Source organism: Deinococcus alpinitundrae (genome assembly GCF_009982895.1).
GTDB classification, from domain to species: domain Bacteria; phylum Deinococcota; class Deinococci; order Deinococcales; family Deinococcaceae; genus Deinococcus; species Deinococcus alpinitundrae.
In genome coordinates, this window is record NZ_WXZL01000060.1 from 1 (window position 1) to 5,314 (window position 5,314).

The 5,314-nt window shown below is 61.0% G+C and carries 8 protein-coding genes; 2 read left to right on the top strand and 6 right to left on the bottom strand.

Translation table 11 applies throughout. The features are described from left to right. The 6 genes from GUI70_RS22040 to GUI70_RS22065 all read right to left on the bottom strand — a co-directional run. The coding region (locus GUI70_RS22040; protein WP_438503510.1) for an AfsR/SARP family transcriptional regulator at positions 1 to 524 on the bottom strand (524 nt) is incomplete at its 3' end. Between the two features lie 468 nt (positions 525 to 992). Further along, complete coding sequence (locus GUI70_RS22045) at positions 993 to 1,703, bottom strand: DUF1003 domain-containing protein (protein WP_161884428.1); 711 nt, start codon at positions 1,701 to 1,703, stop codon at positions 993 to 995. A 371-nt stretch (positions 1,704 to 2,074) separates the two neighbouring features. Next, positions 2,075 to 2,251 carry a hypothetical protein gene (locus GUI70_RS22050; protein WP_161884429.1) on the bottom strand — a complete coding sequence of 59 codons (177 nt, stop codon included), beginning with the start codon at positions 2,249 to 2,251 and terminating at the stop codon, positions 2,075 to 2,077. A gap of 55 nt (positions 2,252 to 2,306) precedes the next feature. Beyond that, complete coding sequence (locus GUI70_RS22055) at positions 2,307 to 2,552, bottom strand: hypothetical protein (protein WP_161884430.1); 246 nt, start codon at positions 2,550 to 2,552, stop codon at positions 2,307 to 2,309. Further along, the gene (locus GUI70_RS25335) at positions 2,549 to 2,863 is read right to left on the bottom strand and encodes a DUF2171 domain-containing protein (protein WP_161884431.1); all 315 of its coding nucleotides are present in this window, start codon (positions 2,861 to 2,863) and stop codon (positions 2,549 to 2,551) included. The genes GUI70_RS22055 and GUI70_RS25335 overlap by 4 nt, the downstream gene beginning before the upstream one ends. A 112-nt stretch (positions 2,864 to 2,975) precedes the next feature. Further along, on the bottom strand, positions 2,976 to 3,644 hold the full coding sequence (locus GUI70_RS22065; protein WP_161884432.1) for a BON domain-containing protein: 669 nt from the start codon (positions 3,642 to 3,644) through the stop codon (positions 2,976 to 2,978). 486 nt (positions 3,645 to 4,130) lie between these two features. Between GUI70_RS22065 and GUI70_RS22070 the strand changes: the two genes are divergently transcribed. Together GUI70_RS22070 and GUI70_RS22075 are read left to right on the top strand one after the other, a co-directional pair. Further along, the gene (locus GUI70_RS22070; protein WP_161884433.1) at positions 4,131 to 4,955 is read left to right on the top strand and encodes an SDR family NAD(P)-dependent oxidoreductase; all 825 of its coding nucleotides are present in this window, start codon (positions 4,131 to 4,133) and stop codon (positions 4,953 to 4,955) included. Between the two features lie 138 nt (positions 4,956 to 5,093). Then, positions 5,094 to 5,249, top strand: coding sequence for a molybdopterin-binding protein (locus tag GUI70_RS22075; protein ID WP_161884434.1), 156 nt, complete (start codon positions 5,094 to 5,096; stop codon positions 5,247 to 5,249). The last annotated feature ends 65 nt before the right edge of the window (positions 5,250 to 5,314 follow it).

Here is a 5,314-nt window from a genome sequence, read left to right on the forward strand (position 1 = left end):
AAGTTGCTTTCCCCAGCGTCATAGTGCAGCTTTGACAATTCCAGCATGGCGCGCACGTAGCTGCTCTTGTATTCCTCACGGGCGGTGCGGGCCCAGTCGATGCGAACGTCAGGCAGGTACTCACCGCCATACAGGTCCACCGCCCGCTGGAGGGCGAGTTGCTTGATCTTCGGCATAGTTGCGAGCTGAGCGTCCTGCAGCGCGGACTGCATGGCGCACACGTCGCTGATCGCCAACACCTCGGGACTCAACCGGTAACGCTCATACGCCTTGACGACCGAATCAGCATCTTCCAGGGCTGCGCGCACCCGGTGCAGCGCGGCCCGGAAGCGGTTGCTGCTGGCTGCATTTTCGTTTTCTTCGTCCGGCCACAGCGCCAGGGCCACGTCACGCTGAGTGCGCCCATCTGGAAACGAAAGGAGGTAAAAGAACAACTCGCGGGCGCTGGCGGCATGCCAGACGATTTCCGTGTCGTCCAAGGTGGCCCGGGTCCGTCCGAGCGTAATGATCTTCAGTGTAGGCATATCGTCCCCTTGCTGAGTAGAAGAGAACGTGCACAGCGGTTTCCACGCCGTTCCGACCTAAGGGTAACGCGCACTTTTTGCCATTGGATGCGGTTTTGACCAAGGGCCCGCCACGGGCAGGGGACGCTCCACGGGCACTGAGGTCTCACCTGCCAGGTCAGCGCCACCTGCTCAGCCGTCTGCTGGGAGGTGCCTGAGACCGCACTGCCCGTCATGAGGGGCTGGCCTCCCAGCAGGAGTCGCCCGCAGTTCCACCTGCGCGTACGGCCCCCGTGTCTTGCCCGGTACATTGATCTCCGCGCGCATTCTTCCGGGCTGAGCGACGCGAAGACCAAGGCTGTCTCGAAGACGCTCACACTGAACTTCGGACGCCACAACCTGCGCCCAGCAGCGCCGACTCGTTCAGGGTCCGATCGACGACGAGCCGGTCATCTGCACCAGCAGGACGGGCTCACCTCGCTGACCCGGTCAATCCCGATGGTCACGGTCGGCCACCTCGCGCATCAGGTCCATCTGTGCCTGCTGAATGACGAGCAGATGCTGCCACTGCCGCTGCGTCAGATGGTCGATCTTTGCGTGCAGGTGGCGCAGTTCCAGTTCCGCTTTCAGGTTCACTTCGTAGTCCTGCTGGGCCTGCAAGCGGTCACGCGCCTCCAGGCGGTTCTGGCTCATCAGGATCACCGGTGCCTGCATGGCCGCCACGGTGGACAGCACCAGGTTCAGCAGAATAAAAGGGTACGGATCAAACGGACGGATCAGCACGTGCAGGGCATTGACGCCGATCCACAGGATCAGCACACCGATGAACAGGCCGATGAACAGCCAGCTGCCGCCGAACCGGGCCACCCGGTCGGCCATGCGTGCGCCGAGCGGCAGGGCCTTGTCATACTCGGCATTCAGATTCTTCGTCTCCGCTTCCTGCTGGGACAGCCGCAGCAGGGCCTCCTCATTCAGGGCGGCGAATTCCGACTGGTCCTGCTGGATGGTCAGGTCGATCTCGTCACTGATCGCCAGATTCAGGCAAGACAGACACACCTGGTCACTGGGCTGCACGTCCGGGTGGGCGGCTTGAACCTGATTGCCGACGGCGAGGCGCACCACCGAGAGCGGCACCAGATCGGATCGCCGGCGATGGCAGGCAGCGCAGACCGGGCCGGCAGTTTCAGGAGCAGGGCGCATCACAGGACGCTCCTCGCCCAGGTCTGAGTGGCTCGGTCCAGCGCGAAATACCGCTTGCGCTTGCTCTCTCCTGCTGTCTTCATTATCATTCATGGTTTCCCTTCGGTCTGTGGAGGTGCAGCAGCACTGCGATTTACATCCAAGCCGACGAGTCTGAGCATCCTGGACCGGTTGCCGGTCACACCATGCCCTGCACCAGCCCGTCCCCAGATCAACGTTCGTGGCCCAGAGCCAGCGGTGATGATCACAGCTACGAGCGCCACGATCACCCCTGTCACGCGCGGATCATAAGACGATCTCAAAGTTGATCAGCTCAATGCTGTCCAAGATGCAATTCTTCGCCCCCAACTCTAAACTGCAACATGGCAGGATTACTTCTGCTGTGGGGTTGGCCACCGACCGGAAGCCATCGTCACGCCGAATACCACGAGCAGTGTGGCGGGTCCCGTCCCTATGACGAGCGCTTTCGGGTGGAACAAGGCAAAGAAAATCATCATCACCAGCGCAACGGCAATCAGGACAAACCCCCAGACTCGTCGATTGTTCATATGCTCAGCCTAGGACTGAACGCGGCAGCTGGGGTGTTGAGGTCTCGTACGGGCATCAGAACGAGGGTTGGGCGTATTCGGAGGGCAGCAGCTCTACGGCGTGATCGAAAGCGTCCGACAGGCTGGCATGCTGTCCCGAGGTCACCAGCACTTCACCCTCCAGCCACCAGCCGAAGCCAGCTGTGCCCACCGGATGACCCACCAGACCGTTCTGTTGAATGATGCGGGTCAATGCCAGTTGGGCCGGCTGCAGGTGATTGATCCAAAACGGGGCCGCTTCTGTAGGAAAGGGGTCGCTCATCGGTAGCCTATGCTGGAAGTGCCGGCTGTGCTGGACATGCTCGAGGTCAGATCGGCTCTGCTGTCGGGGTCGTCTCCGCGGCCACCCTCGTTCCCAGCGGTCGTGGCTGTCCAGGAGAGCCATACCATGTTGCCCTTGACTAACTTGACCCACTCGCCTGGGATAGAGCGGCGTTTTCCATCAGGTCTCTCCCTTCTGCTCAGTTTGAGCGCTTGCTTCTTCACGTCAGACACCCGCCCGATACGGGGTGTAGGACTCTTGTCGCTGGCGTGGACCAGTAAGTCCTTTGCAATTGTTTTGGTGGATTTCATGGGTGACCTCTGACTTCGTGCCGCTCTGATCTACGGATGTGCCCCGGTTTCCTCTGCCACTGGTAACAGAGGAAACCGGGGAATGAGGAAACGTCGATTCAGTGGATACGCATCAACGCGTGCCGAAATCAGCGGTCACCGTGATGTGGTCGGTGACCCTCAGAACCCCCGGTGCTGCCCAGGCGGCGAGCGCCGCTTCGTCGCGCGCCGCGAAGGTATGGACGTTGCCACTCAAGGTCGCCGTACCCTCGTGCATCTCGACAGAAATGTGCTGCGCGTCGGACTCGGCACTGCGTTTGAGGGCCGACTCAATTTTGGCCTTGACATCCGCAGGGACGGTACGGTGCTTGAGTGTGATGGCGTTGACAACGCCTTTGACGCCGCTCAGGTAGCGAACGGCACGTTCAGCATCGGTTCGCTGGTATTCCCACTCGACTTCGCCCTCGAGCGTCATCCGGCCGTCACGAACCGTCACCTTCACGTGGTCTTTCGGCACGACGGTGTCCCAGTCCAGCATCTGAAGGGCGGCTGTTGCGATGTCAGCGTCAGTCCGCTCAAACGAAGAGTGCAGCTTGACTTGAAGGTCATCAGCCAGGCCTTTGACGCCGTACACGGCCTTGGTCACCCGAACGGCCGCAAATTTCTCGGCGTAGTTGGACACGTTGCCTTCGAGCGTCACCACACCATCGGTGACCTTGACACCGATGTTCGAGGCGTCGACGCTGGGTTCCCAGTCGAGTTGTTGGACGACGCGCAGTTGCAGAGTTTCGTTGGGTTTCATGATGTCCCTCCTAAGGAGTGGAGTGAGGCTGAAGGTGCGCGAACAGTTGCTGGAGATCAGTTCCCCAGGCCAGTGAGAGGTGAGGCACCTTGATCTCGCCTTCAAGTGCGGCTCCTTCGTGAAGGAGCCGCACTTGACTGGTCCTTCGAATTTGAGTGTCGCCCAGCCGCATTACCAAAGCGTTTCTGGCTCTGAGCCTACTGGGGTGGGAGAACTGTGCCAGCTCTCAGCCGCCTGCCCTTCCGAAGTGGGGACGAGGGGTTCTGGCAACTTAACCGCAGTAGTCTGATTGTCCGTGACTGACGCCAAGGCCCAGGGCGAAGATGCTCTACAGTCGTGTCGTCACCGGCCGTTCCCTACAGCTCTGCTTCGCCCATCCGATGGCCGGTTGGCCGCTCCCCTTCAAGACACCACCCTCAGCCTTGAGGTTCGAGACACCCGATTGACGCGACTCAAGCCTGTCATTCGTCAACAAGGAGGTTCATCATGCCGGCACAGACCATCCTCATTACGGGCGCGAGTGACGGCATCGGTGCCGCCTGCGCCCGTCAGCTGACGGCCAAAGGCGAGCGCGTCGTCTTGATTGGTCGCTCCCCACAGAAGACGACGGCGCTTGCCCAGGAACTCGGCGCGCCCTTCCATCTGGCCAACTTCACTGACCTGTCCCAGGTGCATCGCCTCGCCGCCGAAGTGCAGGCGGCCTATTCGCGCATTGACGTTCTCGCCAACAACGCCGGTGGCATCATGGGCAAGCGGGAACTGACCCGGGACGGCTTTGAGAAGACCTTCCAGGTCAACCACCTGGCACCGTTCCTACTCACCTCCCTGCTGCTTCCCACCCTGATCGCGAGTTCGGCCAAAGTCATCCAGACGTCCAGCATCGCCGCCCGGCTCACGGGCAAGCTGAACATTGACGATCTCCAGAACGAGAAGAAATACACGCCGCCGAAGGCGTATGGGGACACCAAGCTCGCCAATATCCTCTTCACCACCGAATTGCAGCGCCGATACGGGCCTCAGGGGATCACAGCTGTCGCTTTCCACCCTGGGAATGTGGCGACCAATTTTGCCAGTGACACGACACACTGGATCCGCTTTCTTTACCGTACGCCGCTCCGGCGCCTGATCATTTCGCCCGAGCAGGGCGGCCAACACCTGACCTGGCTGGCTGAAGGCACGCCGGGGGTGACGTGGACGCCTGGGGTGTATTACGAGAACGACAAAATCGCCAGGAGCAACCCACAAGCCAGTGACGCCGGGTTGGCCCGGCAATTGTGGGACCGCAGCGTCGCCATGTTGAATCTGGCCTAAAGGCGAGATCATGGCGCTGGGTCAAGAAAACCACATCACGCTTCACCACTGCATCCAGGGCTGGTCCGGCGTCGCCGAGTGGGGCCGCCTGTCCATGAGGGCTCTGATTCACCTGGTGCAACCCAACCTGAAGCGAGGGTGATGGTGTTCCATTCGTTCGGTGAGGGCCTGTACGGCGGCGAATACTACGAGACGCGGGTGCTGAGAGACGCCCTGCACCCGCAGTGCCTACTGCCCTACCAGATGAACGGCGAGCGGCTGGGGTTCTGGCAAGTTATTGCTGGTAGGGCGTAATCGAGGAGCAATGGGAGCAGATCGCCTGAAGTTCAGGCCACCTGTTGTACGACGGCCTTCCAGCT

Excerpts from the sequence above, each read along its gene's own strand:
- GUI70_RS22045 (WP_161884428.1), bottom strand. The coding sequence starts at position 1,703 with ATGCGCCCTGCTCCTGAAACTGCCGGCCCGGTCTGCGCTGCCTGCCAT.
- GUI70_RS22050 (WP_161884429.1), bottom strand. The coding sequence starts at position 2,251 with ATGAACAATCGACGAGTCTGGGGGTTTGTCCTGATTGCCGTTGCGCTG.
- GUI70_RS22055 (WP_161884430.1), bottom strand. The coding sequence starts at position 2,552 with ATGAGCGACCCCTTTCCTACAGAAGCGGCCCCGTTTTGGATCAATCAC.
- GUI70_RS25335 (WP_161884431.1), bottom strand. The coding sequence starts at position 2,863 with ATGAAATCCACCAAAACAATTGCAAAGGACTTACTGGTCCACGCCAGC.
- GUI70_RS22065 (WP_161884432.1), bottom strand. The coding sequence starts at position 3,644 with ATGAAACCCAACGAAACTCTGCAACTGCGCGTCGTCCAACAACTCGAC.
- GUI70_RS22070 (WP_161884433.1), top strand. The coding sequence starts at position 4,131 with ATGCCGGCACAGACCATCCTCATTACGGGCGCGAGTGACGGCATCGGT.